We start from the raw sequence: 25,820 nt of genomic DNA on the forward strand, positions 1-25,820 counted from the left end.
CGGTTGCACGCTTCGCCACGTGATGGACGACACAGACCGGCTCCCGGGATTCCGGTACAACCATCGGGGCGAAACACCTGTCACGTATGTACCGCGGTGGGCACTGCGCTCGGAGGGGGAGCGCAGTGCCCACCGCCGTCATCCGCGGGTCACCCTTCGGTTCCGGTACTCCTCGGCGGAATCTCCGGAACCGCCAGGAACGGCAGCCGCAGCGCGCCGAAGGCCTCCTTCGGAACGGCCGGACTGGCCGGTTCCACCGCCGCGAGGCGTACGTAGGCGGCGCCCTGCTCCGGACGCGGGTCCTGCTCGCCCCGGTTCGGCCAGTACGACATCGCCCGCTCCGCCTGCGCCGTGATCGTCAGCGACGGGTTGACCCCGAGGTTCGCGGAGACGGCCGCGCCGTCCACCACCGAGATGCCCGGGTACCCGTAGAGCCGGTGGTACGGGTCCACCACGCCCTCCTCGGGCGAGGCGCCGATGGGGCAGCCGCCGAGGAAGTGGGCGGTCAGCGGGGTGCCCATCAGCTCGCCGATGTTGCTGCCCGGGAAACCGTTGATCTCCTCGGCCAGCAGGGTCGCGGCCTGCGTGGCCTCCGCGATCTGGACCGGGTTGGGAGCTCCGTGGCCCTGGCGGGCCGTGAGCAGGCCCTTCCCCATCCCGCCGGGCTTGCGGTAGGTGGTCAGCGAGTTGTCCAGCGACTGCATGACCAGCCCGATGATGGTCCGCTCCGACCAGCGCCGGTTGGAGAGGGAGCGCAGCAGCTGGACCGGGTGCCTGGCGGTGCGGGCGAACCAGGCGCGGACCCGGTGCCTGTCGTAGGGCACCTGGAGGACCGTCATGAACCCCATGGCGTTGGAGCCCTTGCCGTAGCGGACCGGCTCGATGTGGGTGTCGGCGTTGGGGTGCACCGAGGAGGTGATCGCCACGCCCCGGGTGAAGTCCGCCCGCCGCTCCCTGCCGTGCCGCTTGCGGTAGCGCCGGTCGTCGGTCTGCGCGCCGACCAGGCCCTCCGAGTTGGTCCGGGTGAGATCACCGAGCCGGTCCGAGAGGCGGGGGAGCTCGCCGCGGTCCTTCATCGTGTGCAGCAGGGTCTGGGTGCCGTACGTGCCCGCGGCGACGACCACGTACCGGGCGCGCAGCACCTTCGCCGTGCCCTTGGCGCGGCTGCGGCGCTGGTCGGTGGGGACGGTGCGGACCCGGTAGCCGCCCTCGGGGTGCTCGGAGAGGGCGGTGACCGTGGTCATGGGGTGGATGACGGCGCCCGCGCGCTCGGCGAGGTGCAGGTAGTTCTCGTTGAGGGTGTTCTTCGCGCCGTGCCGGCAGCCGGTCATGCACTCGCCGCACTCGGTGCACGCCTTGCGGGCGGGGCCGGCGCCGCCGAAGTACGGGTCGGCGACCTCGCCGCCGGGCCGGACCTTCGCCTGCCCCTCGGCGTCCTCTCCGTCTCCGAAGAAGACGCCGACCGGGGCCATGTGGAAGGAGTCCCCGACGCCCATCTTCTCGGCGGCCGCCTTGAGGTGGACGTCGGAGGGGGTCATCGTCGGGTTCAGCCGCACCCCCAGCATCCGTTTGGCCTGGTCGTAGTACGGGGCGAGTTCCTCGCGCCAGTCCGTGATGGAGGCCCACTGCCGGTCCTCGAAGAAGGGGGTGGGCGGCACGTAGAGCGTGTTGGCGTAGTTGAGCGAGCCGCCGCCCACGCCGGCGCCCGCGAGCACCATCACGTTGCCGAGCAGGTGGATCCGCTGGATCCCGTACAGCCCGAGGGCCGGGGCCCACAGGTAGTTGCGCAGGTCCCAGCTGTTCTTCGGCAGGCCCTCGCGGGTGAAACGGCGCCCTGCCTCCAGGACGCCGACCCGGTAGCCCTTCTCGGTCAGGCGCAGCGCCGAGACCGACCCTCCGAAGCCCGATCCGATGACGATGACGTCGTAGTCGTACGGCTCAGACACGGTGCTGCCCCTTTAGCGGAATCGGAGGATCAACGGAGTCGCAGCGCCTTCATGACCTTGAGGCTGCGCGTCATGAACGCCGCGTACTTCTCGTCGTCCATGCCGAGCGAGGGCGCCATCGGGAGCAGCCGCTGGTGGGCGACGGTCTGGGCCTCGGTGTACTTGAGGATGCCCTCGGAGCCGTGGCGGCGGCCGAGGCCGGAGTCCTTCATGCCGCCCATGGGTGCCTGGGCGCTGCCGTAGGCGGGGGCGTAGCCCTCGTTGATGTTGACGGTGCCGGTGCGCAGGCGGGCGGCGACGGCGTGGCCGCGGCGGGAGTCCTTGGTCCAGACGCTGGAGTTGAGGCCGTAGGCGGTGGCGTTGGCCTCGGCGATGGCCTGGTCCTCGTCGGTGAAGCGGTAGACGGAGACGACGGGGCCGAAGGTCTCCTCGCCGCACACCGCCATGGGTGCCTCGACGCCGTCGAGGATGGTGGGCTCGTAGAAGAGGGGGCCGATGTCGGGGCGGGCGGTGCCGCCGGCGACGAGGGTGGCGCCCTTGGCGACGGCCTCGTCCACGTGCCTCTGTACGGTCTCCAGCTGGCGCTCGCCGACCAGGGAGCCCATGTCGGCGCCGTAGGCGAGGGAGCTGCCCAGCCGCATGGCCTTGGTGCGGGCGGCGAACCGCTCGACGAAGGCGTCGGCGATCGAGGCGTGGACGTAGAGCCGCTCGATGGAGACGCACAGCTGGCCGGCGGAGGAGAAGCAGGCGCGGACGGCGCCCGCGGCCGCCTTCTCGATGTCGGCGTCGTGCAGGACGAGCATGGCGTTCTTGCCGCCGAGTTCGAGGGAGACCCCGACGAGGCGGTCGGCCGCGCCCCGGGCGACCTCGCGGCCGGTACGGGTGGAGCCGGTGAAGGAGACGTAGTCGGCGTGCCGGACCACCTCGGGGCCGACGACGGGGCCTTCGCCGAGGACGATCTGGAAGACCTCGGCGGGCAGCCCGGCCTCGATCAGCAGGTCACGGGCCCACAGGGCGGTCAGCGCGGTCTCGGTGTCGGGCTTCATGACGAGCGCGTTGCCGGACACGAAGGCGGGCAGGGCGTCGCCGACCGACAGCTCCAGGGGGTAGTTCCAGGGCGCGATCTGGCCGACGACGCCGCGCGGCTGGCGCAGTTCGGTGACCTTGGTGAGGGTGGGCATGGCACCCGTGTGGCCCTTGGGGCGCAGGTACGAGGGGGCCTTCCTGCCGTAGTGGCGGGCGGCGACGGCGACCGCCTGGACCTCCTCGTGGGCGTGCAGGCGGGCCTTGCCGGTCTCCAGCTGGATGAGGTCGAGGACCTCGGCCTGCCGGGCCAGGACCAGGTCGTGGAAGCGCAGCAGCACCGCCGCCCGCTTGCGTACGGGGACGGCGGCCCAGGCGGGCTGCGCGGCGCGGGCCCGCTCGAAGGCCTCGGCGACGTCCTCGGGGGTGGCCTCGGGCAGCTCCGCCAGCCGGTCTCCGGTGAAGGGGGTGTGGTTGGCGGTGCGGCCGGAGCCGATGACTCCGCGGGTGAGGCGGGCGACGAGATCGGGGGTCACCACGTCGGCGGCGGTGCGGGCACCTGCCGGGGCCGGGGCTACCGGGTTGGTGGGCTGCGGTGCGGTCCGGAGGGGGGCGTCGGGGGCCTGCGAGTCCGTCATGGCGGTGAGCGTATTGCGCCCGCGAGCCTTTGGGTACCCGTGGGTAACCCGATTTTGCCATTTCCGCCAGTGATTGCTGGCGGGATGGCGGAATCAGGCCGGAAGGAATCAGGGCCGCGGGGCGGGCGGCTCCCAGCCGCTGAGGACGATGTCGAACTGCCGGCGGGTCGTGTTCCAGTCGGCTGCGGGGCCCGACATGTAGATGGCGTACTCGGTGCCGTCCGGGGCGAAGTACATCTGCTCGATGGCCCGGCGCGGTCCGGGGTGGTTCTGCTTCTCGGTCCACGTGAAATCCCACAGCGCGGCCCGCACGGTGTCCCGGAAGGAGTTCTGGTTCAGCAGCTGCTTCTTGTAGTCCGTCCGCTTCGACACCTGCTTCTCCAGGTCGAGCAGGTGCATGTACGGGTTGTCGTAGTCCGGCTTGGGGTCGGCGGCGATCCGGATCAAGTGCTTCCCGTTGTCCGGGGTGTAGTCGATCTGATCGCCGTTCATCTGGCGCGTCCAGCCCTCCGGGACGAACAGGGTGAAGCCCGTCGGGTCGGTCACCTCCGTCCAGCCGGCGGGGACGGTCTCGTCCTCGGCGTCGCCCGCCTTCCCGTCGGCGGTGCTCACAGACTTGTCGGAACCGCCGCCCCCGTCGCCGTCGCCGGTGAACTTGAGCACGCCGAACACGCCGCCGCCGCCGATCAGCGCCGCCACCAGGGCGACGACCGCGGCGCGTCTGATCCAGCCGTTCCCGGAGGCGGGGACGGGCTCGGCCGCCGGGGGCTCCGGCAGCGCGGCCGTCGGGGCCGTCGGGGCCGCCGTGGCGGGCTCCTCGGGCAGCTCCTGCGCCGATCCGAGTTCCTCGGGGGTGACCGCGCGCGTCGGTACGTACGCCTGCGCCGCCTTCGGCTCCCGGCCCTCCATCGCCTCGATCAGCATCCGCTCGGCCTCCTCGGCCGAGGGCCGCTCCGCCGGGTCCTTGTGCAGCAGGGCGGTGATGACCGGCCCCAGCGCCCCGGACTGCTTCAGCGCCGGCGGCTCGTCGTTGACCACGGCCTGGAGGCTGGAGATCGGCGAGGTGCGGCGGAACGGCGAGCGCGCCTCGACCGCCGTGTACAGGGTGGCGCCGAGGGACCACAGGTCGGAGGCCGTGCCCGGGGTCCCGCCGGTGACCCGCTCGGGGGCCAGGTAGTCGATGGAGCCGACGATCTCGCCGGTGCGCGTGATGGACGAGTCGCCCTCGATCGCGGCGATCCCGAAGTCCGTGAGCAGCACCCGGCAGTCCTTGGCGAGCAGCACGTTGCCCGGCTTCACGTCCCGGTGCAGTACGCCGACCGCGTGCGCGGCGCGCAGCGCCCCCAGCACGTGCAGCCCGATCCTGGCCGCCTCGCGCGGCTCGATCCGGCCGGCCGCCTTGGCGGCCTCGGCGAGGGACGGGCCGTCGATGTACTCCATGACGATCCACGGCCGGTCGTCGTGTTCCAGCACGTCGTGGACGGTGACGACCGCCGGGTGCTGGATCCGGGCCGCGGCCCGGGCCTCCTTCTGGGTCCGGGCGTGCATGACGTCCCGGTCGGCCTGGGCCACGTAGAGACCCGCCGTCAGTTCCTTGACGGCGACGGTCCTGTGGAGCAGCTCGTCATGCGCGCGCCACACCTTGCCCATGCCGCCGCGGCCGATCGGCTCGACGAGCCGGTACCGGCCCGCCAGCACGGCGCCCCCACCTGTCTGCTGTTCCACGAAACCCCGCCGCTCTCTGCACTCCAGGCCGCCAGATTACGGAGCCCGCGGGCACTGCAGGAACCGGACGGGCCCCGAATGGCAGCACTGTGACGCAATCGCCGTACTGATCCGTCGTCAGTACGGTCTCAGCCACCGGACTTGTAACTCGCCGTGGCCTTTTCGAAGACCTCGGTGACCTTGCCCTGCTCGTCCTCCGGCCCGGTCACCAGGACGACGTGGTAGCTGCCGCCGAGCGCCACGACGAAGTTGCGGGCGAAGACGTTGCGGCCGGTTCCGTCGATCCACGTGTACCGGCCCGTGACGCGCAGCTGCTGGCCGACCTTCGTGGACTTGATGTCGCCGACGGTGGACCAGGTGGAGGTCCGGTACGGCGTCAGCTCCGGCTCCTTGTCCTTCTGGTAGGCCGCCGGGTCCGGATTGCCCTGGACCTTGTCCCGGCCGGGGACGACGGTCAGGACGAACTGGCCGTCGGTGTAGCGGACCTGGCCCGACTCGTTGATGCCGCGGCGCTCCCACCCTTCGGGGACGGCGATCTCGAAGTGCTCCGGGTCCTGCTGGGTGGTGTAGCCGGCCGGGGCGGGAGCTGCGGTCTGGGGCGCCGGGTTGGCCTCGGGGGTTGCGGAGGGCGAAGGGCTCGGCCGTGCGGGTGACGGCGACGCGGAACTGCTCCCGGCGGGGGTGTTCTTCGCCCCCTCCTCCCGCCCGGCGGAACGGGGCATGAACAGCAGCGCGTACGCCACCGCACCCGCGAGCAGGACCAGGATGCCGACGAGCAGGGTCCGCCCGAGGGCACGGGGCCTGCGCGGCGCCGCGGGGTTGCGGTGCCGCCCGTGGAGGTCGCCGCGACGGCGTACGACGGGCAGCCGGGCGGGGTCGGGCTCCGGCAGCGGGGCCGCCTCCGGCTCGGGAGCGGACCGTACGAGCGAACGCAGCCAGCCGCGGAGCTCCTCGAAGTCGGGGCGCTCCGTCGGGTCCTGACGCAGCAGCGACTCCACGACCGGGCGCAGCGCACCGCACTCCTCCGCGAAGGCGGGAGGCTCCGCGCACACCATCTCGACGAGCTCGGCGACGCTGTCCTCGGGGTACGGGGCGTGCCCCTGGACGGCGCGGTAGAGCAGCGCGCCGAGCGCCCACAGGTCGGTGGCGGGCCCGACGGGCGGCGCCAGCTGCCAGTTGCCCTGCACGGGCCCGGCCTGCTCGGGGGCCCACCGCTCGGTGACGGCCCCGACCACGGCCATCCGCGTCTGCCGCGCCCGCTCGGCCGCCAACGCACCGGGCTGCGCCGGCGCGTGCCGCACGACGGTCACCTCATCGGCCTGCCGGTACCCCTGCGGCAACACCAACTCCGCCGGCAGCGCGGCCCGCCCGCCGATCTCCTCCGGCCACTCCTGCCCCGTGCCCTCCGGTGCCGCCGGGTCCGGGTGCGTGCCGGGGTGCCCCCGCAGGGCGCCGAACGGTGCCCCGCGCTCACCCTCCGGCCCCTGGTCACGTTCGGCGCCCGAGGAGGTACCCCGGCGCGCGGCCGGCCCCGGCCCTTCCGCGCTGCCCACGGGCGGCTGTTCCGGATCCGGTTCGGGCCCCGAGAGGGCCGGGCGGCGCGGGGTGGCGCCGTGCCAGGTGGCGGGGGCTCCGGTCTCCGGGGCGCCGTACGGGTACGAGTACCCCTGCGGCAGGGACGAGCCCGCGGGCCGCGGCTCCGGCACCACGATGGGATCGGAACCGGCCTTCCTCTGCTCGGTGACCTTGGCGGCGGCCGCTTGGGCTCCGGCCCGGTAGGCCGCGATGGCCCCGGCCCGCGCGGCGGCCTTCAGGTCGGCCCGTACCTCCGCCCGGCCGGGGGTGATGTGATCGCCGTACCGCGGCCCGGTGTCGTACCCGGGGGCCACCAACGGCGCGTACGCAGGCGAAGACGAGGACGAAGCCGAGGGTGAAGCCGAGCCGTCCCACTCGGCGGGGCCCCCCGCAGGGGAAAAGGAGTCCCGCCCCGGCAGCGGGTCGTAGCCGCACAGGGCCTCCTCCGCCGCGCCGGCCGCGAGGCCGGTCAGCACGACGCGCCCGTCCTCGCACACCAGAACCGTCCGCACCGTGATGTTCCGGTGCGTCCACCCGTGCGCGTGCAGCACCCGCAGCGCGGTCAGCACGTCCGAGGCCACCTCCGCGGCCCGGTACGGGCTCAACGGCTCATCGGCGATCAGCGCCGCCAGCGGCCTCGCCGGGACCAGTTCGCTCACTATCCAGAGCGACCCGTCCTCGGCGAACACGTCGAAGACCTGGTCCAGCCGCGGATGGTCGGGGACGGCGGCCGCCGCCTGCGCCGCCTCGATGGCGCGCCGCACGGCCGGCAGGTCCGCCGGGTCGCGGCGCCCCGCCGAGGGGACGGCCCGCGGGCCGTCGAGCAGCTCCGCGTCCACGACCTCCGGCAACGGCACCTGCCGTACCAGCACTTCCTGCCCGCTCCGCGTGTCGAAGGCGCGGGTCTCGATCAGCTCGTACTCGTCCGACGGCGGCAGCGGCAGGCGGTACCGGTGGGCCAGGATCCGGCCCGCGTACTCCTCCACATCGCCTCCCCCGAGTGCTGGGGGCACCCCCGTGGCCCCGCTGACACGATACGTCGCCGGGGGCGCCCGCGTCCCGAGGTCAGCCGAGCGGCTGGAAGGTCTCGAAGGCGGTGTTGCGCATCTGCGTGCACTCCGGGCCGTCCCACTGGTCGGCGGGGCAGCTGATCATGATGGCGTAGCCGTGGGTGGCGTCCATCTTGAAACCGCGGTTGAGCACCCGCATCCGGACGCCGCCGTGGTCGCGCTCGAACTCCCAGTCGGCGACGGTGGGGTAGTTCCGGTAGCTCGCCAGGTCGATCCTGAGCAGCTTGTAGTTCGTGCTGCTGGCCGCGGTACCCGGGTTCGATTCGATCCAGGCCTTGCGCGCGTCGTCCTTCGGGCTGTCGTTGTAGTCGACCTGGATCCGGGGGAAGCCGCCGTCGCGGCTGTATATGCCACCCGAGTTCTTGCCTGCTATGCCCGTCTTGTGGAAACCCTCGGGCATCGCCATCGAGAAGTGGAACCCAGGGTCCGTCACCAGGGCGTATCCGGTGGGGAGTCCGCTGCCCGAGCCGCCGGGCGCCGCGCCCTGCCCCTGGCTCGCGCTGCCGCCGCCACTGGCGTTGGTGGGCGTCTGCTGTCCCTGCCCGGCGCCCGGTTCGCCGGCCTTCGGGGAGGACTGCGGCGAGGACGACGCGTTGCCCGCCTGAGCGCCGCCCGGGGACTTGCTCGCGGAGGCGCCCGGCGTGGGCTTGCCGCCGTTCTTGCCCTCGTCCTTGCGGCCGCCGGTGTCGTCGCCGCTCATGGCGTAGGCGATCAGCGAGCCGACCGCCGCCAGCACCACGACCACGGCGGCTATCGCCAGCGCGATGGTGCGGCGCGGCATGACATCGGTGAGCGGCGCCGCCACCGGTGCGGCCTTGGGCTTGGGGGCCGGTGCGGCCGGCGCCTCCGCGGCGGAGGCGGTCGTCGTGGCCGCGGCGCCCGCCGCCGCCTTGCGGGCCGACTTCAGCGCGGCGCGGGCGCGTTCGCGCTGCTCGCGCTCCCGCCGCTCGCGTTCCCTCTTCGCCGCCTTCTCGGCGGCCTTCTCCGCGGCGGCCTTGTCGGCGGCCTCCTTGGCGTCCGCGAGCGAGATCTGCCGGGTCGCCTCGGCGGCCTGGGCCGGCTCGGGGGCCGGCGCGGGCTCGGGAGCGTTGAGCACGGCCGTGAGCATGGCCCGCGCACGGTCGTCGTCGAGACGGTGGGCCGGGTCCTTGGCGAGCAGGCCGTAGATGACCTCGGTCAGCGGGCCGCCGTTCTTGGGCGGGTCCACCGGCTCGGTCATCACGGCGGTGAGGGTGGCGAGCGCGGAGCCCTTGTCGTACGGGGGCACGCCTTCGACGGCGGCGTACAGCAGACCGCCGAGCGACCACATGTCGGCGGGCGGGCCGGGCTTGTAGCCGCGGGCGCGCTCGGGGGAGATGTAGGAGGGGGCGCCGACGAGCATGCCGGTGGAGGTGACGGAGGGGTCGCCCTCGACCTGGGCGATGCCGAAGTCGGTGAGGACGACGCGGCCGTTGGTGGCGATGAGCACGTTGGACGGCTTGACGTCCCGGTGCAGAATGCCCTGGCCGTGCGCGGCGCGCAGCACGTCGAGCACGGCGAGGCCGACCTCGGCTGCGCGGTGCGGGGTGAGGGGGCCGTTCTCCCGTATGAACTCGGCGAGCGAGGGCCCCTCGATGAGCTCCATGACGATCCACGGCCGGGCGTCCTCGTCCACGACGTCGTAGACGGTGACGGCACCCCCGCTCCGGATCCGGGCAATGGCCTTGGCCTCGCGGAGCGTACGGGTGATGAGCCGACGCTTCTCATCGTCATCGACCCCGGTGCTGAACCGGAGCTCCTTGACGGCGACGGTCCGCCCCAGCGTCTCGTCCTGGGCCCGCCAGACGGTCCCCATCCCGCCCTTGCCGAGCACGGCCCCCAGCCGATACCGCCCGGCCAGCAACCGCCCCTGATCCTTCGCGGGCGCAGCCTCGTCCGCCTTGCCGTCCGCAGCCCCGCCCTTGTCCCCCTTCGCGGGCGCAGCCGCACCCTTGGCCAGATCGGCCTTCCCCGCAGCGGGCTTCGCGTCCTCAGGGTCGGCGGGCACTGCCCCGGCCTTGGCCGACTTCGCGGGCGCACCCGCACCCTTGGCCAGATCGGCCTTCGCCGCGACGGGCTTCGCGTCCTCCGGGTCGGCGGGCACAGCCCCGGCCTTGGCCGGCTTCGGCTTCTCGCCCGCGGGCTCGGCCTTGGCCAGGTCCGGCTTGGCGTCAGCAGTGCCGGCCTTCTCCGCCTTCGCGGGCGCAGCCGCACCCTTGGCCAGATCCGCCTTGGAGGGCTCAGGCTTCGCGTCCTCCGGGTCGGCGGGCACAGCCCCGGCCTTGGCCGGCTTCGGCTTCTCGCCCGCGGGCTCGGCCTTGGCCAGATCCGCTTTGGCGGGCTCAGGCTTCGCCGCAGCGGGCACGGGCTTCGCGACCGCAGGCTCGGCCTTGGCCGACTTCGGCTCGGCCTCCGCGACCGGCTCCGCCCCGGCGGCATCCGACTCAGTGGCCGCAGGCTCGGGCTTGGGCTCGGCGGCCGCAGCCCCCGCCTCGGCGGGGTCCGGCACGGGCGCCGGCTCCACACCGTCTGGCTGCGCCGCAGGCGTCTCCGGCTTCGACATGCGTCCCCTCTGCGATCGTGCCGCTGCTCCGCCTGCCCCAGCGGCCGAGCTGCCCGGCGGCCGGGGTCCGCGGTAACCCGCCCCGGCAGAACCTTCATTGTCCCTCACTCCGCAACGGACGGGCGCCCCGGGTCCGCGGTTCCCCCTTCCGCATCCCGGAGTTACAACGGAACGATGTCGGGCGCCCCCAGCCGCGCCGCGTCCGCCGTCTGGTCGTCCGGCTGGCGCTGCGATTCCCGCTCCGCCTGCACCCTCTTCTCGTAGTGCTGAACCTCCTTCTCGATCTGCTCCTTGTCCCACCCCAGCACCGGCGCCATCAACTCCGCGCACTCCCGCGCCGACCGCGTCCCCCGGTCGAAGGTCTCGATCGAGATCCGCGTCCGCCGCGTCAGCACGTCGTCCAGGTGCCGCGCCCCCTCGTGCGAGGCGGCGTACACGATCTCCGCCCGCAGGTAGTCCTCCGCCCCGGCCACCGGCTCGCCCAGCCCCGGATCGGCGGCGACCAGGTCGAGCAGTTCCTCCGTCAGCGACCCGTACCGGTTCAACAGGTGTTCCACCCGCACCACATGAAGGCCCGTCCGGGCCGCGATCCTGGCCCGCCCGTTCCACAGCGCCCGGTACCCCTCCGCCCCCACCAGCGGCACGTCCTCCGTCACGCACTCCGCCACCCGCTGGTCCAGCCCGTGCACCGCCTCGTCGACCGCGTCCTTCGCCATGACCCGGTACGTCGTGTACTTGCCGCCCGCGACCACCACCAGCCCCGGCACCGGGTGCGCCACCGTGTGCTCGCGCGACAGCTTGCTCGTCGCATCCGACTCCCCGGCCAGCAGCGGCCGCAGGCCCGCGTACACCCCCTGGACGTCGTCGCGCGTCAGCGGCACCGCCAGCACCGAGTTCACGTGCTCCAGCAGGTAGTCGATGTCCGCGCTCGACGCCGCCGGGTGCGCCTTGTCCAGGTCCCAGTCGGTGTCCGTGGTCCCCACGATCCAGTGCCGCCCCCACGGGATGACGAACAGCACCGACTTCTCGGTCCGCAGGATCAGCCCGGTGCTCGAATGGATGCGGTCCTTCGGCACGACCAGGTGGATGCCCTTCGACGCCCGGACGTGGAACTGACCGCGCTCCCCGATCAGCGCCTGCGTGTCGTCCGTCCACACCCCCGTCGCGTTCACGACCTGCTTCGCACGGATCTCGTACTCGCCGCCACCCTCCACGTCCTGCACCAGCGCACCGACCACCCGTTCGCCCTCGCGCAGGAATCCCACGACCCTCGCCCGATTGGCGCAGTGCGCCCCGTACGCCGCGGCCGTCCGCACCAGCGTGGCCACGTACCGCGCGTCGTCCATCTGGGCGTCGTAGTACTGCAGGGCTCCGACGAGCGCGTCCTTGCGCAGGGCCGGCGCCACCCGCAGCGCCCGCTTGCGCGAGAGGTGCCGGTGGACCGGCAGACCCCGCCCGTGCCCGCTGGAGACCGACATCGCGTCGTACAGCGCGACGCCCGAGCCCGCATACAGCCGCTCCCAGCCCTTGTGCTGCAAGGGGTACAGGAACGGCACCGGCTTCACCAGGTGCGGGGCGAGGCGCTCCAGGAGCAGCCCGCGCTCCTTGAGCGCCTCCCGTACGAGGGCGAAGTCGAGCATCTCCAGGTACCTGAGCCCGCCGTGGATGAGCTTGCTCGACCGGCTCGACGTGCCGGACGCCCAGTCCCGCGCCTCCACCAGCCCCGTCGACAGGCCCCTGGTCACCGCGTCGAGCGCGGTGCCCGCGCCGACCACGCCCGCGCCGACCACCAGCAGGTCCAGTTCCCGCTCGGCCATCCGGGCGAGGGCCTCGGCGCGCTGCGCCGGCCCCAGTGTCGCTGTCCTCACGGCTGCCTCCCGTTGGTGCGGGTGATCCCGCTCACATGCCCCGTTTTCATGATTCTGACCGTCCGCACCCTCATCGGCCACCGCCTGTGGACAACACAAAGGTGGCCACCACTCCAGAATGCGACATATCTGTCATATATACGCCTAACCTGACATTGCGCCAGCTTCTCTGGGCCATTCCCGTCCACAGGACTTGCGCGCGCATCCCCCTCATGTCAGGGAAGGGACGGCACCCCCATGCCCGCAGACCTCGCCGTCATCGGACTCGGCCATCTCGGCCTCCCCCTCGCCCAGGCGGCCGTCGCCGCCGGGATCGAGACGGTCGGCTACGACAGCGGTCCGGTCACGGACTCCACCCTCACCGCCGCCGAGATCCGCCGCATGTCGGCGGCCGGCTTCCGGGTCACCACCAATCCCGCCGAGCTCGGCCGGGTCCGCACCGCCGTCATCTGCGCCCCCACCCAGCTCGGCGCCGATCGCGCACTCGACCTGTCCGCCGTCGGCGAGGCCGGCCGCGCGCTCGCCGCGCGCCTGCGCCCCCACACCACCGTCATCCTCGAATCCGCCGCCCACCCGGGCGTCACCGAGGACTACCTCCGCCCCATCCTCGAAGAGGGCTCCGGACTCCGGGCGGGCCGGGACTTCCACCTGGCCTACTCCCCCAGCCGCCACGACCCCGGCAACCGCACGCACGGCATCTCCAACACCCCCAAGGTGATCGGCGGCCTGACCCCCGCCTGCACGGAGTCCGCCCACGCCTTCTACGCCCGCCTGACCGAGAAGGTGGTCCGCGCCCGCGGCCTGCGCGAGGCCGAGACCGTCCAGCTCCTCGAAACCAACTACCGGCACGTCAACATCGCCCTCATGAACGAGATGGCGGTGCTCTGCCACGACCTCGGCGTGGACCTCTGGGACGTCATCCGCTGCGCCGAGACCAAGCCGTACGGCTTCCAGGCCTTCCGCCCCGGCCCCGGCGTCGGCGGCCACGGCGTCCCCCTCGACCCCAACTACCTCCCCCACACCACCCGCACCCCCGGCCACCCCCTGCGCATGGTGGGCCTGGCTCAGGAGATCAACAACCGGATGCCGCAGTACGTCATCCAGCGCTCCGCCACCCTCCTCAACGAGCACGGCAAGTCCGCCCGCGGCGCCCGCGTCCTCCTCCTCGGCGTCACCTACAAGCCCGACCTCGCCGACCAGGAGGGCTCCCCCGCCCGCGAGATCGCCAGCCGCCTCCTCGACCTGGGCGCGCTGATCAGCTACCACGACCCGTTCATCACCGGCTGGCGGGTCAGGGACCAGCCGGTGCCCCGTGCGGAATCGTTGTACGAGGCCGCCGCCAACGCCGATCTGACGATCCTGCTGCAGCACCACCGCACGTACGACCTCCAAGGACTCGCGGTCAAAGCCCAGTTGCTCCTCGACACCCGCGGCGCCAGCCCGGCGGGCGCCGCGCACCGGCTGTGAGTGCCCGGAAATTCCCCCTCACGGATGTCGTAAGCGGCTGCTAGCCTGCGGCGTCACTTCCTTATCTCGCACATACGTCCCCCAGGACACGTGTGCCCGCGATTCCCTGGGGGGGATCTCCGCATGAGCCAGAACTTCCAGCCGCCCGCGCCCGACTCCTACACCGAGGCGCCCGCCCCGGCCCCGGCCCGCACGGGCAACATCGGCCTCGGCATCGCCGCGGCCGTCGTCGCCGCCGTGGTCTCGGCTGTCGCGTACGGCTACATCATGAAGGCCCTCGACAGCGAGAAGGCCTACGCAGCGGTCGCCGTCGGCGCGCTCGTCGGTTTCGCCGCCGGCAAGCTCGGGGGCCGCAACCCGATCCTCCCGGTGATCTCCGCCGTGCTGTCGATCGCTGCCGTCTACCTCGGCCAGCTCACCTTCATCGCGCTCGTGATCGCCGACCTCGGCCACATCGGCGTGGGCGAGGCCATCAGCAAGGCCGGCATCGGCGGGCTGAACGATGTCTGGAAGGAAGGCGCGGACGTGCTGACCTACGTCTTCCTCGGCCTCGGCGGCTTCATCGCCATCGGTGCGGCCAAGAAGGGCTCCGAGTGACGAACGGCTGACGCCCCTCACGCCGGAGGGCCGGCACCCCGCTCGGGGTGCCGGCCCTCCGGCGTACGCACGCGAAGCGGATCAGCGGCTGTGCTGCGAGTCCGCGACCGTGACCTCGACCCGCTGGAACTCCTTGAGCTCGCTGTAGCCGGTGGTGGCCATCGAGCGGCGCAGCGCGCCGAAGATGTTCATCGAGCCGTCCGGGGAGTGCGACGGGCCGGTCAGGATCTCCTCGGTGGTGCCGACCGTACCGAGGTCGACCTTCTTGCCGCGCGGCACGTCCTCGTGGACGGCCTCCATGCCCCAGTGGTTGCCCTTGCCGGGCGCGTCGGTGGCGCGGGCCAGCGGGGAGCCCATCATCACGGCGTCGGCGCCGCAGGCGACGGCCTTCGGGATGTCGCCGGACCAGCCCACGCCGCCGTCGGCGATGACGTGCACGTAGCGGCCGCCGGACTCGTCCATGTAGTCGCGGCGGGCCGCGGCCACGTCCGCGACGGCGGTGGCCATCGGGACCTGGATGCCGAGCACGTTGCGCGTGGTGTGCGCGGCGCCGCCGCCGAAGCCGACGAGGACACCGGCCGCGCCGGTGCGCATCAGGTGCAGGGCCGCCGTGTAGGTGGCGCAGCCGCCGACGATGACCGGGACGTCGAGCTCGTAGATGAACTGCTTGAGGTTCAGCGGCTCGGCGGCGCCGGAGACGTGCTCCGCCGACACGGTGGTGCCGCGGATCACGAAGATGTCCACGCCCGCGTCCACGACGGCCTTGGAGAACTCGGCGGTGCGCTGCGGGGAGAGCGCGGCGGCGGTGACGACGCCCGAATCGCGCACCTCCTTGATGCGCTGCCGGATCAGGTCCGCCTGGATCGGCGCGGAGTAGATCTCCTGGAGGCGGCGGGTGGCCGCGGCCTCGTCCAGCTCCGTGATCTCGTCGAGCAGCGGCTGCGGGTCCTCGTAGCGGGTCCACAGGCCTTCGAGGTTCAGCACGCCGAGGCCGCCGAGCTCGCCGATGCGGATCGCGGTCTGCGGGGAGACGACCGAGTCCATGGGGGCGGCCAGGAAGGGGAGCTCGAAGCGGTACGCGTCGATCTGCCAGGCGATCGAGACCTCCTTCGGGTCCCGGGTACGCCGGCTCGGGACGATGGCGATGTCGTCGAACGCGTACGCCCTGCGGCCGCGCTTGCCGCGCCCGATCTCGATCTCAGTCACGTGTGGTGGCCTTTCCTCTGGGTCTGCCCGTCCAGTATCCCCGAACCCCGGGGGCCCGCGTTCCGGTGACCGCTGTACGGACGTACCCACGGGGCATGCCGAAGGGGCGGGCCCGGAGGGGCCCGCCCCTTCGGCGGTGTTCCGATCAGCCCTTGCGGCTGTAGTTGGGAGCTTCGACGGTCATCTGGATGTCGTGCGGGTGGCTCTCCTTGAGGCCCGCCGAGGTGATGCGGACGAAGCGGCCACGGTCCTGCAGCTCGGGAACGGTGCGGCCGCCGACGTAGAACATCGACTGGCGCAGACCGCCGACGAGCTGGTGCACGACCGCCGAGAGCGGCCCGCGGTAGGGCACCTGGCCCTCGATGCCCTCGGGGATGAGCTTGTCGTCGCCGCCCACGCCCTCCTGGAAGTAGCGGTCCTTGGAGAAGGACTTGCGGTCGCCGCGGGACTGCATCGCGCCGAGCGAGCCCATGCCGCGGTACGACTTGAACTGCTTGCCGTTGATGAAGAGCAGCTCGCCCGGGGACTCCTCGCAGCCCGCGAGCAGCGAGCCGAGCATCACCGTGTCGGCGCCCGCGACCAGGGCCTTCGCGATGTCGCCCGAGTACTGCAGGCCGCCGTCGCCGATGACCGGGACGCCCGCGGCCTTGGCGGCCAGCGAGGCCTCGTAGATCGCGGTGACCTGCGGGACGCCGATGCCGGCGACGACGCGCGTGGTGCAGATGGAGCCGGGGCCGACGCCGACCTTGATGCCGTCGCAGCCGGCGTCGATCAGCGACTGGGCGCCGTCGCGGGTGGCGACGTTGCCGCCGATGACGTCCACGGAGGAGTTCGACTTGATCTTGGCGACCATGTCGCCGACCAGCCGGGAGTGACCGTGGGCGGTGTCGACGACGATGAAGTCGGCGCCCGCCTCGATCAGGGCCTGGGCGCGCTCGTACGCGTCGCCGGCGACGCCGACGGCGGCACCGACCAGCAGGCGGCCGTCCTTGTCCTTGGCGGCGTTCGGGTACTTCTCGGCCTTGACGAAGTCCTTGACCGTGATGAGGCCCTTGAGGATGCCCGCCTCGTCGACCAGCGGAAGCTTCTCGATCTTGTGGCGGCGCAGCAGCTCCATGGCGTCGACGCCGGAGATGCCGACCTTGCCGGTGACCAGCGGCATCGGGGTCATGACCTCGCGCACCTGGCGGCTGCGGTCCGACTCGAAGGCCATGTCGCGGTTGGTGACGATGCCCAGCAGCTTGCCGGCCGGGTCGGTGACAGGGACGCCGGAGATGCGGAACTTCGCGCACAGCTCGTCGGCCTCGCGCAGCGTCGCGTCCGGGTGAACCGTGATCGGGTCGGTGACCATGCCGGACTCGGAGCGCTTGACCAGGTCGACCTGGTTGGCCTGGTCGGCGATGGAGAGGTTGCGGTGCAGGACGCCGACGCCGCCCTGGCGGGCCATCGCGATGGCCATGCGGGCCTCGGTGACCTTGTCCATGGCCGCGGACAGCAGCGGGACGTTCACCCGCACGTTGCGCGAGATGAGCGAAGAGGTGTCGATCTCGTCCGGAGCCATGTCCGACGCGCCCGGCAGCAGCAGCACGTCGTCGTAGGTCAGTCCGAGCGTGGCGAATTTGTCGGGCACTCCGTCGGCAGTCATGACACCTTCCAAATGGTCTTGCTCAGCGCGGATGTCCATGCTAACGGGATCCCGCCGCGTCTCATTCCACGATGAAGATCGACGGCAATTTTCGTAGCTTGTTACAAGTTTCGCAGCGGGATTTACTGCTCCGCGAGCGCCCGCAGCCGGCTGAGCGCCCGGTGCTGGGCCACCCGCACGGCTCCGGGGGACATCCCGAGCATCTGCCCGGTCTCCTCGGCGGTCAGCCCGACGGCCACCCGCAGGACGAGGAGCTCGCGCTGGTTCTCCGGGAGGTTGGCCAGCAGCTTCTTGGCCCAGGCGGCGTCGCTGCTGAGCAGCGCCCGCTCCTCCGGTCCCAGCGAGTCGTCCGGCCGCTCCGGCATCTCGTCGGAGGGCACGGCCGTACTGCCCGGGTGCCGCATGGCGGCCCGCTGGAGGTCGGCGACCTTGTGCGCGGCGATGGCGAAGACGAAGGCCTCGAAGGGCCGGCCCGTGTCCCGGTAGCGCGGCAGCGCCATCAGGACGGCGACGCAGACCTCCTGCGCCAGGTCCTCCACGAAGTGGCGGGCGTCACCGGGAAGCCGCGAGAGCCGGGTGCGGCAGTAGCGGATCGCGAGCGGGTGGACGAAGGCGAGCAGGTCGTGCGTGGCCTGCTCGTCGCCTTCCACGGCCCGGCGTACGAGCGCGCTGACGGCCCCGGCACTGCCGCCTTTGGCGGCGCCGGTGGGGCCTGTGGCCGCGGGGGACCCCAGGGCTTCGTCGTCACGCATCGATCCATGGTGCCTTGGCGCCGGAGCTTCCGTGGCACCGTGGCCGTTTTCGTGCATCGAAGCGTTATGAGCGGGTGCGCCTGAAGTCATCGCTTGCGCCCTCCCCTCCCGCTCGGCCGAATAGTCCTCGAGGACTCCCACACTCCAAGAATGCGGCACACCCTCAAGGATGCGGCATCGCGCACGAAGCGACACGTCCCCCGGATTGTGCCCCGCCAATCCCCGGGTGCGCACCGGATACGGCGGGGCGAGGAATCAGCGGACCAGGCCCCAGCGGAAGCCGAGGGCGACGGCGTGCGCCCGGTCCGAGGCGCCGAGCTTCTTGAACAGCCGGCGGGCGTGCGTCTTGACCGTGTCCTCGGAGAGGAAGAGCTCGCGCCCGATCTCCGCGTTGGACCGGCCGTGGCTCATGCCCTCCAGCACCTGGATCTCACGCGCGGTGAGCGTGGGAGCGGCGCCCATCTCGGCGGAGCGGAGCCGGCGCGGGGCCAGTCGCCAGGTCGGGTCGGCCAGGGCCTGGGTGACCGTGGCCCGCAGTTCGGCGCGCGAGGCGTCCTTGTGCAGATAGCCCCGGGCGCCGGCGGCGACCGCGAGGGCCACGCCGTCCAGGTCCTCGGCGACCGTGAGCATGATGATGCGGGCCCCGGGGTCGGCAGAGAGCAGGCGGCGGACCGTCTCCACACCGCCGAGCCCGGGCATCCGTACATCCATCAGAATCAGGTCGGAGCGGTCGGCGCCCCAGCGGCGGAGGACTTCCTCGCCGTTGGCAGCCGTCGTCACACGCTCGACGCCGGGCACGGTGGCAACCGCGCGACGGAGCGCCTCTCGGGCAAGCGGGGAGTCGTCGCAGACGAGGACGGATGTCATGACCGCCCTCCGCAGCTGCTGATGCGCGTCACCTTGAGCCTCCAGGCTGGTACGTATCGTCACCTGTGCGGTCGATGCCCCCGGACACCTGTCCGAGAACTTCTTGGTTCAACCGCCTTCGCACTCTCAACGATGGTCACTCGAAAGAGTTACGGGTCGGACGGACACCTTCGGCACTCTACGTGAGGAAGCGAACACGGCGCAGGCGCCACAAGCCATCTGTCCTCCATCTGGAGCTATGCCCTATTTGGCGGCTTTCCTTCCGTTTGGCACGTGTCTGAGGCTAGATTCCCAATGAGTCATATTTACATCTACTCCGACAGTAGGTGTGGAGACCCTTGGAGACATGGACCGTATCCGCCTCAGTACCGGCACCAAGAGGGACTACCAATGGCAGATTTCTCCCGCCTCCCCGGACCGAACGCCGACCTCTGGGACTGGCAGCTGCTCGCAGCCTGCCGCGGGGTCGACAGCTCCCTCTTCTTCCACCCGGAGGGCGAGCGGGGCGCGGCCAGGAGCGCGCGCGAGGCCTCGGCTAAAGAGGTCTGCATGCGATGCCCGGTGCGTTCGGAATGCGCCGCGCACGCACTCGCCGTCCGCGAGCCCTACGGGGTGTGGGGTGGCCTCACCGAGGACGAGCGCGAGGAGCTGATGGGCCGTGCACGTCACCGCCTGATCCCCGCGTCGAGTGCGATCGGGCCGATCGCGCCGCACTGACCGGAACACGACGAAACGCCTGAAGGAACGTTTCTTCGAATTCGTTGGACCCTCCTACGCCTCCGGGCGTGTCGCCGTCACGCCCGCGACGTCACGCGTTCGGCCGTACGGAAGACCATCCGTACGGTCAGCGCGTGGCGGCGCGCTCCAGCTCGGCCAGGGTCGCGGCCACGGCCGGGACCCTGGCCAGGTCGGGCAGGGTCAGCGCCACGACCTCCCGCTCGACGGCCGGCTCCACCACGAGCGTGCTCACGCCCTTGGCCCGTACGGACTCCACCGCGAGCTCCGGCAGCACCGCCACGCCCAGCCCGGCCCCCACCAGGCCGACCACGGCCGGGTAGTCGTCGGTGGCGAAGTCGATGCGCGGGGTGAAGCCCGCGGTCTCGCACACCTCCACCAGGTGGCGGCGGCAGCGCGGACAGCCCGCGATCCAGGGCTCGTCGGCGAGTTCGGCCATGCCCACGCGCTCGGCGCCGGCCAGCCGGTGCCCCTCGGGGACCAGCCCGACGAGCTGGTCGGTGAGCAGCGGCCGCACCACCAGGTCCTCCCACTCCGCGGCCGAGCCGGAGGCGCCGCCGTAGCGGAAGGCCAGCGCCAGGTCGCAGTCGCCCTCGCGCAGCATCTCCACCGAGCGCGGCGGTTCGGCCTCGACCAGCGAGATACGGGTGCCCGGGTGCTCGGCGCGCATCGCGGCGAGGGCGGTGGGCACCAGGGTGGAGCTGCCGCTGGGGAAGGACACCAGCCGCACCCGGCCCGCGCGCAGCCCGGCGATGGCCGCGACCTCCTCCTCGGCGGCCGTCAGTCCGGCCAGGATCCCCGCGGCGTGCCGGACGAGGGCCTCGCCGGCCTGGGTCAGCCGCATCTCGCGGCCGGTGCGGATGAGCAGCGGGGTGCCGGCCGACTGCTCCAGGGCCTTCATCTGCTGGGAGACGGCGGGCTGGGTGCAGCCGAGCTCGCGGGCGGCCGCGGAGAAGGAGCCGGTCCCGGCGACGGCGCGCAGAATCCGGAGATGACGTGCTTCGATCACCCTTCAAGCATAAGCCCTTCTTTGATCACCGGGCGAATAATCCAGTGACACTTTGGGGATGCGTGGCTAGCGTGGTGCCATGGGAACCGTGCATCTCATCTCCGTGAACCTCGGCCGCGCCACGGCGGTCGACTACACCGACGCGGAAGGCGGGGTGACCGGCCACGGAAAGCGCCCCGTTCCCGGCCCGGTCCGCGTCTTCGCCCCCGGCCCCAAGGCCACCGGCCTCGGCAGCGGCCTGGAGGGCGACGCCGTCTGCGACCGCCGCCACCACGGCGGCGACCACCAGGCCGTCTACGCGTACGCCCGCGAGGACCTGGACTGGTGGGCGGAGGAGCTGGGCCGCGAACTGCCCGGCGGGATCTTCGGCGAGAACTTCACCACCTCGGGCATCGACCTGAACACCGCGCGCCTCGGCGACCGCTGGCGGGTCGGCGCGGAGCTGGTCCTCGAAGTGGCCTCGGCCCGCATCCCCTGCCAGACCTTCCGGGGGGCCCTCGGCGAGCGCGCCTGGGTCAAGCGGTTCACCCGGGCGGGCCGGCCGGGCGCGTACCTGCGGGTGATCGAGGAGGGGCGGGTCTCGCCCGGCGACCCCATCGAGGTCGTCCACCGCCCGGACCACGACGTGACGGTGGAGCTGTGGTTCCGCGCCTTCACCACCGACCGCACCCTGCTGCCGCGCACCCTGGCGGCGGGGGCGGCGATGGAGCCGGAAGCGCACGAGACCGTGCGGCGCCACCTGGAGAAGTACGGGGCCGGGGCCGGGGCGGAGTAGAACGCCCACGCGGGGCGGCTAGGTTGCGCCTATGACGACTGCGTTGATTACGGGATCCACGGCGGGCATCGGCGCCGCCTTCGCCCGGCGGCTCGCCGCCCAGGGCCACAACCTGGTACTGGTGGCACGCGACACCAAGCGGCTCGGCGAGCAGGCCACCGAACTGCACGACCGGCACGGCATCGAGGCCGAGGTCCTGGCCGCAGACCTCTCCACGGAGGAGGGCATCACGGCCGTCGAGGAGCGCCTCGGCGACCGTACGCACCCGGTGGACCTGCTGGTCAACAATGCCGGCTTCGGCAACAAGGGCCGCTATCTCGAAGTGGCGATGGCCGACGAGCTGGCCATGTTGAAGGTGCACATCGAGGCGGTCCTGCGGCTCACCTCGGCCGCCACCGGGTCGATGCGCTCGCGCGGCCGCGGCGGCGTGATCAACGTGGCCTCGGTGGCCGCGTTCGTACCCCGCGGTACGTACGGGGCCAGCAAGGCCTGGGTCGTGCAGTTCACCCAGGGCGCGGCGAGGGACCTGTCGGGATCCGGGGTTCGGCTGATGGCACTGTGCCCCGGCTTCGTCCGTACGGAGTTCCACGAGCGCGCCGGCATGGGCACGGACAACATCCCCGGCTGGATGTGGCTCGACGCCGACAAGCTGGTGGCGACCGCCCTGACCGACCTGGCGCGGGGCAAGACGGTCTCGATCCCGGACCCCCGGTACAAGGCGCTGATGGGCGTCGTGAAGCTGACGCCGCGCGGGCTGCTGGGCGGGGTGTCCTCGCGCACGGGCCGCAAGTACGGGCCGCAGTAACGCCCCGCCCGATCCGCCGGATGGGCGAAATCTCCCTAAAATGGACATGTCCCATCCAGCCCGGGAGACGCCATGACATTCGTACAGATAATCGATTACAAGACCAGTCGGCAGGACGACCTCAACCAGCTGCTCGACCGGTATGTCTCGCAGAGCCAGGGCAAGCGCACCGTCACCCACAGCATCGTGGGCAAGGACCGCGAGAACGACAACCACTACGTGGACGTGGTCGAATTCCCCTCGTACGAAGAGGCCATGAAGAACTCTCACCTCCCGGAAACGGACAAGATGTTCCAGGAGATGGTGGCCCTCTGTGACGGCATGCCCAGCTTCACCAACCTGGACGTCGTCCGGGACGAGCACCTCAACACGATGCTCGTGAACCGGATGTACGACGAGATCGCGATGAAGGGCGACATGTCCGTCATCCCGGAGGTCTTCGCCGAGGACTACCGCGACCACGACATCAGCAACCCCGAGGACAAGATCGGGCCCGCGGGCATCCGCGAGGACGTGGAGACGTGGCGGGGCGGCTTCGACTTCACCTTCACCAAGGACGCCCAGATGGCACAGGACGACTACGTCACCACCCTGTGGACCTGGAAGGGCAAGCACAAGGGCGAGTTCATGGGCATCGCCCCCACCGGCAAGACCTGCACGATGACCGGCACGACGGTCTTCCGATGTCAGGACGGCATGATCAAGGAAGGCTGGTGGCACTACGACGCCATGGGCCTGATGCGCCAACTGGGCGCCATGTAGGGCGCACACACGGGAAGGCCCCGTTCCGCAGATGCGGAACGGGGCCTTCCTTGGCGTGGGGCGCGATCAGTGGCTGTGGCCGTGGCCGTGACCGGCGTCGGCCTCTTCCTCCGCCGGCTTCTCGACGACCAGGGTCTCGGTCGTGAGCAGCAGGGAGGCGATGGAAGCGGCGTTCTCCAGCGCGGAGCGGGTGACCTTCACCGGGTCGATGACGCCGGCCTTGACCAGGTCGCCGTACTCGCCGGTGGCGGCGTTGAAGCCCTGGCCCTTCTCGAGCTCGGCGACCTTCGAGGTGATGACGTAGCCCTCGAGGCCGGCGTTCTCCGCGATCCAGCGCAGCGGCTCGACGGCGGCACGGCGCACGACCGAGACACCGGTGGCCTCGTCGCCGGACAGGCCGAGGTTGCCCTCGAGGACCTTGACGGCGTGGACGAGCGCGGAGCCACCGCCGGAGACGATGCCCTCCTCGACCGCGGCGCGGGTCGCCGAGATGGCGTCCTCGAGGCGGTGCTTCTTCTCCTTCAGCTCCACCTCGGTGGCGGCGCCGACCTTGATGACGCAGACGCCGCCGGCGAGCTTCGCCAGGCGCTCCTGCAGCTTCTCGCGGTCCCAGTCGGAGTCCGTGGACTCGATCTCGGCCTTGATCTGGTTGACGCGGCCGAGGACCTCGTCGGAGCTGCCGGCACCGTCGACGATGGTGGTGTCGTCCTTGGAGATGGTCACGCGGCGCGCGGAACCGAGGACGTCCAGACCGGCCTGGTCGAGCTTGAGGCCGACCTCCTCGGCGATGACGGTGGCACCGGTGAGGGTGGCCATGTCCTGCAGCATCGCCTTGCGACGGTCACCGAAGCCCGGGGCCTTGACGGCGACCGCGTTGAAGGTGCCGCGGATCTTGTTGACGACGAGGGTGGAGAGCGCCTCGCCCTCGACGTCCTCGGCGATGATCAGCAGCGGCTTCGAGCCACCCGCCTGGATGACCTTCTCCAGCAGCGGCAGGAGGTCCTGGATGGAGGAGATCTTGCCCTGGTTGATCAGGATGTAGGGGTCCTCCAGGACCGCCTCCATGCGCTCCTGGTCCGTGACGAAGTACGGCGACAGGTAGCCCTTGTCGAAGGCCATGCCCTCGGTGAACTCCAGCTCCAGGCCGAAGGCGTTGGACTCCTCGACGGTGATGACACCGTCCTTGCCGACCTTGTCCATCGCCTCGGCGATGAGCTCGCCGACCTGCTGGTCCTGCGCGGAGAGCGCGGCCACGGCGGCGATGTCGGACTTGTCCTCGATCGGACGGGCGGTCGCGAGGAGGTCCTCGGACACGGCCTTGACCGCGGCGTCGATGCCCTTCTTCAGGGCGGCCGGGGAGGCGCCGGCGGCGACGTTGCGCAGACCCTCGCGGACCAGCGCCTGCGCCAGCACGGTGGCGGTGGTGGTGCCGTCACCCGCGATGTCGTTGGTCTTGGTCGCCACCTCCTTCACGAGCTGGGCGCCCAGGTTCTCGTACGGGTCGTCCAGCTCGACCTCGCGGGCGATGGTGACACCGTCGTTGGTGATGGTGGGCGCACCGAACTTCTTGTCGATGACGACGTTGCGGCCCTTGGGGCCGATCGTCACCTTGACCGTGTCGGCAAGCTTGTTGACACCGCGCTCGAGGGCGCGACGGGCGTCTTCGTCGAACTTCAGAATCTTCGGCATGGGAGCGGTTCAGTCCTCTCGTTGCGATCCTCGGCCGCTCACCGCGACCGCCACCGCCTAGAACGAACTACGCCCCCGGCCGCCCGGCATCAGCAGGGTGACCAGGGGCGCAGCTCACATCAAAACTGGAGAAGCGATTTACTTCTCGACGATCGCGAGCACGTCGCGGGCCGAGAGGACGAGGTACTCCTCGCCGCTGTACTTCACTTCGGTGCCGCCGTACTTGCTGTACAGCACGATGTCGCCGACGCTGACGTCCAGCGGGAGACGCTGGCCGTCCTCGAAGCGACCCGGGCCCACGGCGAGGACGACGCCCTCCTGGGGCTTCTCCTTCGCGGTGTCCGGGATGACCAGGCCGGAGGCCGTGGTCTGCTCGGCGTCGAGCGGCTGGACCACGATGCGGTCCTCAAGCGGCTTGATGGCAACCTTGGAGCTGGCGGTCGTCACGATCCGACCTCCCCCTTCGGAGATCCGGGGTTAACTGTCTGAGGTGGCGACCAGGTCGATCCGTCGTCGCGGGTGCCGGACCTGCCTGTCGCTGTGTTGGCACTCACCGGTGGCGAGTGCCAGGTGCGACACTATTCCGGCGATTAGCACTCGGTCAAGCGGAGTGCCAATTCTCGCCGCCGATGGCCTCATCCCAACCGCCCCCACCCACCCGAACTCCGCCTCGACTCGCGCACGATGCCGCCCGGCGGGGTTGCGGTTCACCGGGGCCGGGTCGTGTGCCGGCGCAGCTCCGGAGTGCCTCCTCGGCTCGCGCCGATGCCGCCCGGCGGGGTCGCGGTTCACCGGGGCCGGGTGGTGGGGCGGTGCCGCTCCGGAGTGTCTCCTCGGCTCGCGCACCAAGCCATGGCTTCGACTGTTCTGGGGGGTTGCGCGCTCGTCCTGCGGGGACCCTCCTGCGCGTCCCCGCCCCACGGGCGGCTTCGACAGTGCAACCCCCGCCCCGGGGGAACGGCATTCACCCGGGGCGGGGTCCGGGAGGGGAGCGGGGCCACGCAGGGGGGTCCCCGCAGGACGAGCGCGCAACCACCCTTACGTCACGAAGAGGGCCTTGGTGCGCGAGCCGAGGAGACACCCCG

General features: G+C 71.6%; 19 protein-coding genes. 6 read left to right on the forward strand and 13 right to left on the reverse strand.

The genetic code is table 11. The features are described from left to right. Positions 1-149 precede the first annotated feature (149 nt). The 6 genes from ACFTXQ_RS28480 to ACFTXQ_RS28505 all read right to left on the reverse strand — a co-directional run bounded on the left by ACFTXQ_RS28480 (position 150) and on the right by ACFTXQ_RS28505 (position 12,426). A complete protein-coding gene (locus ACFTXQ_RS28480) occupies positions 150-1,946 on the reverse strand; it encodes a GMC oxidoreductase (protein WP_382645836.1) in 1,797 nt (598 codons plus the stop codon). 29 nt (positions 1,947-1,975) lie between these two features. Next, on the reverse strand, positions 1,976-3,607 hold the full coding sequence (locus ACFTXQ_RS28485) for a succinic semialdehyde dehydrogenase (protein ID WP_382645837.1): 1,632 nt from the start codon (positions 3,605-3,607) through the stop codon (positions 1,976-1,978). A 108-nt stretch (positions 3,608-3,715) separates the two neighbouring features. Beyond that, the gene (locus ACFTXQ_RS28490; RefSeq protein WP_382645840.1) at positions 3,716-5,332 is read right to left on the reverse strand and encodes a serine/threonine-protein kinase; all 1,617 of its coding nucleotides are present in this window, start codon (positions 5,330-5,332) and stop codon (positions 3,716-3,718) included. 128 nt (positions 5,333-5,460) lie between these two features. Further along, positions 5,461-7,893, reverse strand: a complete 2,433-nt coding sequence (locus tag ACFTXQ_RS28495; RefSeq protein WP_382645843.1) for a protein kinase — start codon at positions 7,891-7,893, stop codon at positions 5,461-5,463. A gap of 79 nt (positions 7,894-7,972) precedes the next feature. Further along, positions 7,973-10,558: a protein kinase gene (locus ACFTXQ_RS28500; protein WP_382645846.1), complete on the reverse strand. Its 2,586-nt coding sequence runs from the start codon at positions 10,556-10,558 to the stop codon at positions 7,973-7,975. 161 nt (positions 10,559-10,719) lie between these two features. Continuing rightward, positions 10,720-12,426, reverse strand: coding sequence for a glycerol-3-phosphate dehydrogenase/oxidase (locus ACFTXQ_RS28505; protein WP_382645849.1), 1,707 nt, complete (start codon positions 12,424-12,426; stop codon positions 10,720-10,722). A 237-nt stretch (positions 12,427-12,663) separates the two neighbouring features. Between ACFTXQ_RS28505 and ACFTXQ_RS28510 the strand changes: the two genes are divergently transcribed. Together ACFTXQ_RS28510 and ACFTXQ_RS28515 are read left to right on the forward strand one after the other, a co-directional pair. Next, entirely contained in the window at positions 12,664-13,893 is a 1,230-nt protein-coding gene (locus ACFTXQ_RS28510) for a nucleotide sugar dehydrogenase (RefSeq protein ID WP_382645851.1), read from the forward strand. Between the two features lie 123 nt (positions 13,894-14,016). Continuing rightward, positions 14,017-14,490, forward strand: a complete 474-nt coding sequence (locus ACFTXQ_RS28515; protein ID WP_382645854.1) for a hypothetical protein — start codon at positions 14,017-14,019, stop codon at positions 14,488-14,490. A gap of 81 nt (positions 14,491-14,571) precedes the next feature. Here the strand turns inward: ACFTXQ_RS28515 and ACFTXQ_RS28520 are convergent, their stop codons facing one another. The 4 genes from ACFTXQ_RS28520 to ACFTXQ_RS28535 form a co-directional block, all read right to left on the reverse strand. After that, a complete protein-coding gene (locus tag ACFTXQ_RS28520; protein WP_382645856.1) occupies positions 14,572-15,696 on the reverse strand; it encodes a GuaB3 family IMP dehydrogenase-related protein in 1,125 nt (374 codons plus the stop codon). A 145-nt stretch (positions 15,697-15,841) separates the two neighbouring features. After that, positions 15,842-17,341: an IMP dehydrogenase gene (gene guaB, locus ACFTXQ_RS28525; protein ID WP_382645858.1), complete on the reverse strand. Its 1,500-nt coding sequence runs from the start codon at positions 17,339-17,341 to the stop codon at positions 15,842-15,844. Between the two features lie 122 nt (positions 17,342-17,463). Then, entirely contained in the window at positions 17,464-18,093 is a 630-nt protein-coding gene (locus tag ACFTXQ_RS28530) for a sigma-70 family RNA polymerase sigma factor (RefSeq protein WP_266574431.1), read from the reverse strand. A 255-nt stretch (positions 18,094-18,348) separates the two neighbouring features. Next, entirely contained in the window at positions 18,349-18,960 is a 612-nt protein-coding gene (locus ACFTXQ_RS28535; protein ID WP_003948568.1) for a response regulator transcription factor, read from the reverse strand. Between the two features lie 390 nt (positions 18,961-19,350). Here ACFTXQ_RS28535 and ACFTXQ_RS28540 point away from each other — a divergent pair, with 390 nt between their 5' ends. Further along, the gene (locus ACFTXQ_RS28540; protein ID WP_030027725.1) at positions 19,351-19,677 is read left to right on the forward strand and encodes a WhiB family transcriptional regulator; all 327 of its coding nucleotides are present in this window, start codon (positions 19,351-19,353) and stop codon (positions 19,675-19,677) included. 127 nt (positions 19,678-19,804) lie between these two features. On the opposite strand, the gene ACFTXQ_RS28545 is transcribed toward ACFTXQ_RS28540, so the two are convergent. After that, positions 19,805-20,704 carry a LysR family transcriptional regulator gene (locus ACFTXQ_RS28545; protein ID WP_382645861.1) on the reverse strand — a complete coding sequence of 300 codons (900 nt, stop codon included), beginning with the start codon at positions 20,702-20,704 and terminating at the stop codon, positions 19,805-19,807. Positions 20,705-20,792: 88 nt separating this feature from the next. Here ACFTXQ_RS28545 and ACFTXQ_RS28550 point away from each other — a divergent pair, with 88 nt between their 5' ends. The 3 genes from ACFTXQ_RS28550 (at position 20,793) to ACFTXQ_RS28560 (ending at position 23,046) form a co-directional block, all read left to right on the forward strand. Next, entirely contained in the window at positions 20,793-21,479 is a 687-nt protein-coding gene (locus ACFTXQ_RS28550) for an MOSC domain-containing protein (RefSeq protein ID WP_382645872.1), read from the forward strand. 31 nt (positions 21,480-21,510) lie between these two features. Further along, positions 21,511-22,284 (forward strand): SDR family NAD(P)-dependent oxidoreductase, encoded by a 774-nt coding sequence (locus ACFTXQ_RS28555; protein WP_382645864.1) that lies wholly within the window; start codon positions 21,511-21,513, stop codon positions 22,282-22,284. A gap of 72 nt (positions 22,285-22,356) precedes the next feature. Further along, positions 22,357-23,046: an ester cyclase gene (locus tag ACFTXQ_RS28560; protein ID WP_382645867.1), complete on the forward strand. Its 690-nt coding sequence runs from the start codon at positions 22,357-22,359 to the stop codon at positions 23,044-23,046. Between the two features lie 66 nt (positions 23,047-23,112). Here the strand turns inward: ACFTXQ_RS28560 and groL are convergent, their stop codons facing one another. Both groL and groES read right to left on the reverse strand, forming a co-directional pair. Then, on the reverse strand, positions 23,113-24,735 hold the full coding sequence (groL, locus tag ACFTXQ_RS28565; protein ID WP_382645869.1) for a chaperonin GroEL: 1,623 nt from the start codon (positions 24,733-24,735) through the stop codon (positions 23,113-23,115). A 138-nt stretch (positions 24,736-24,873) separates the two neighbouring features. Next, a complete protein-coding gene (gene groES / locus ACFTXQ_RS28570) occupies positions 24,874-25,182 on the reverse strand; it encodes a co-chaperone GroES (protein ID WP_030230757.1) in 309 nt (102 codons plus the stop codon). Positions 25,183-25,820: the final 638 nt, after the last annotated feature.

Origin of the sequence: Streptomyces sp. NPDC057010 (assembly GCF_042673805.1) — a bacterium.
Classification (GTDB): Bacteria; Actinomycetota; Actinomycetes; order Streptomycetales; family Streptomycetaceae; genus Streptomyces.

What these genes read in the sequence shown, in the direction of transcription:
- ACFTXQ_RS28500 (WP_382645846.1), bottom strand. Translation starts at nt 10,558, where the DNA reads ATGTCGAAGCCGGAGACGCCTGCGGCGCAGCCAGACGGTGTGGAGCCG.
- ACFTXQ_RS28540 (WP_030027725.1), top strand. Translation starts at nt 19,351, where the DNA reads ATGGCAGATTTCTCCCGCCTCCCCGGACCGAACGCCGACCTCTGGGAC.
- groL (WP_382645869.1), bottom strand. Translation starts at nt 24,735, where the DNA reads ATGCCGAAGATTCTGAAGTTCGACGAAGACGCCCGTCGCGCCCTCGAG.
- ACFTXQ_RS28510 (WP_382645851.1), top strand. Translation starts at nt 12,664, where the DNA reads ATGCCCGCAGACCTCGCCGTCATCGGACTCGGCCATCTCGGCCTCCCC.
- ACFTXQ_RS28560 (WP_382645867.1), top strand. Translation starts at nt 22,357, where the DNA reads ATGACATTCGTACAGATAATCGATTACAAGACCAGTCGGCAGGACGAC.
- guaB (WP_382645858.1), bottom strand. Translation starts at nt 17,341, where the DNA reads ATGACTGCCGACGGAGTGCCCGACAAATTCGCCACGCTCGGACTGACC.
- ACFTXQ_RS28555 (WP_382645864.1), top strand. Translation starts at nt 21,511, where the DNA reads ATGACGACTGCGTTGATTACGGGATCCACGGCGGGCATCGGCGCCGCC.
- ACFTXQ_RS28485 (WP_382645837.1), bottom strand. Translation starts at nt 3,607, where the DNA reads ATGACGGACTCGCAGGCCCCCGACGCCCCCCTCCGGACCGCACCGCAG.
- ACFTXQ_RS28530 (WP_266574431.1), bottom strand. Translation starts at nt 18,093, where the DNA reads ATGCGTGACGACGAAGCCCTGGGGTCCCCCGCGGCCACAGGCCCCACC.
- ACFTXQ_RS28535 (WP_003948568.1), bottom strand. Translation starts at nt 18,960, where the DNA reads ATGACATCCGTCCTCGTCTGCGACGACTCCCCGCTTGCCCGAGAGGCG.
- ACFTXQ_RS28515 (WP_382645854.1), top strand. Translation starts at nt 14,017, where the DNA reads ATGAGCCAGAACTTCCAGCCGCCCGCGCCCGACTCCTACACCGAGGCG.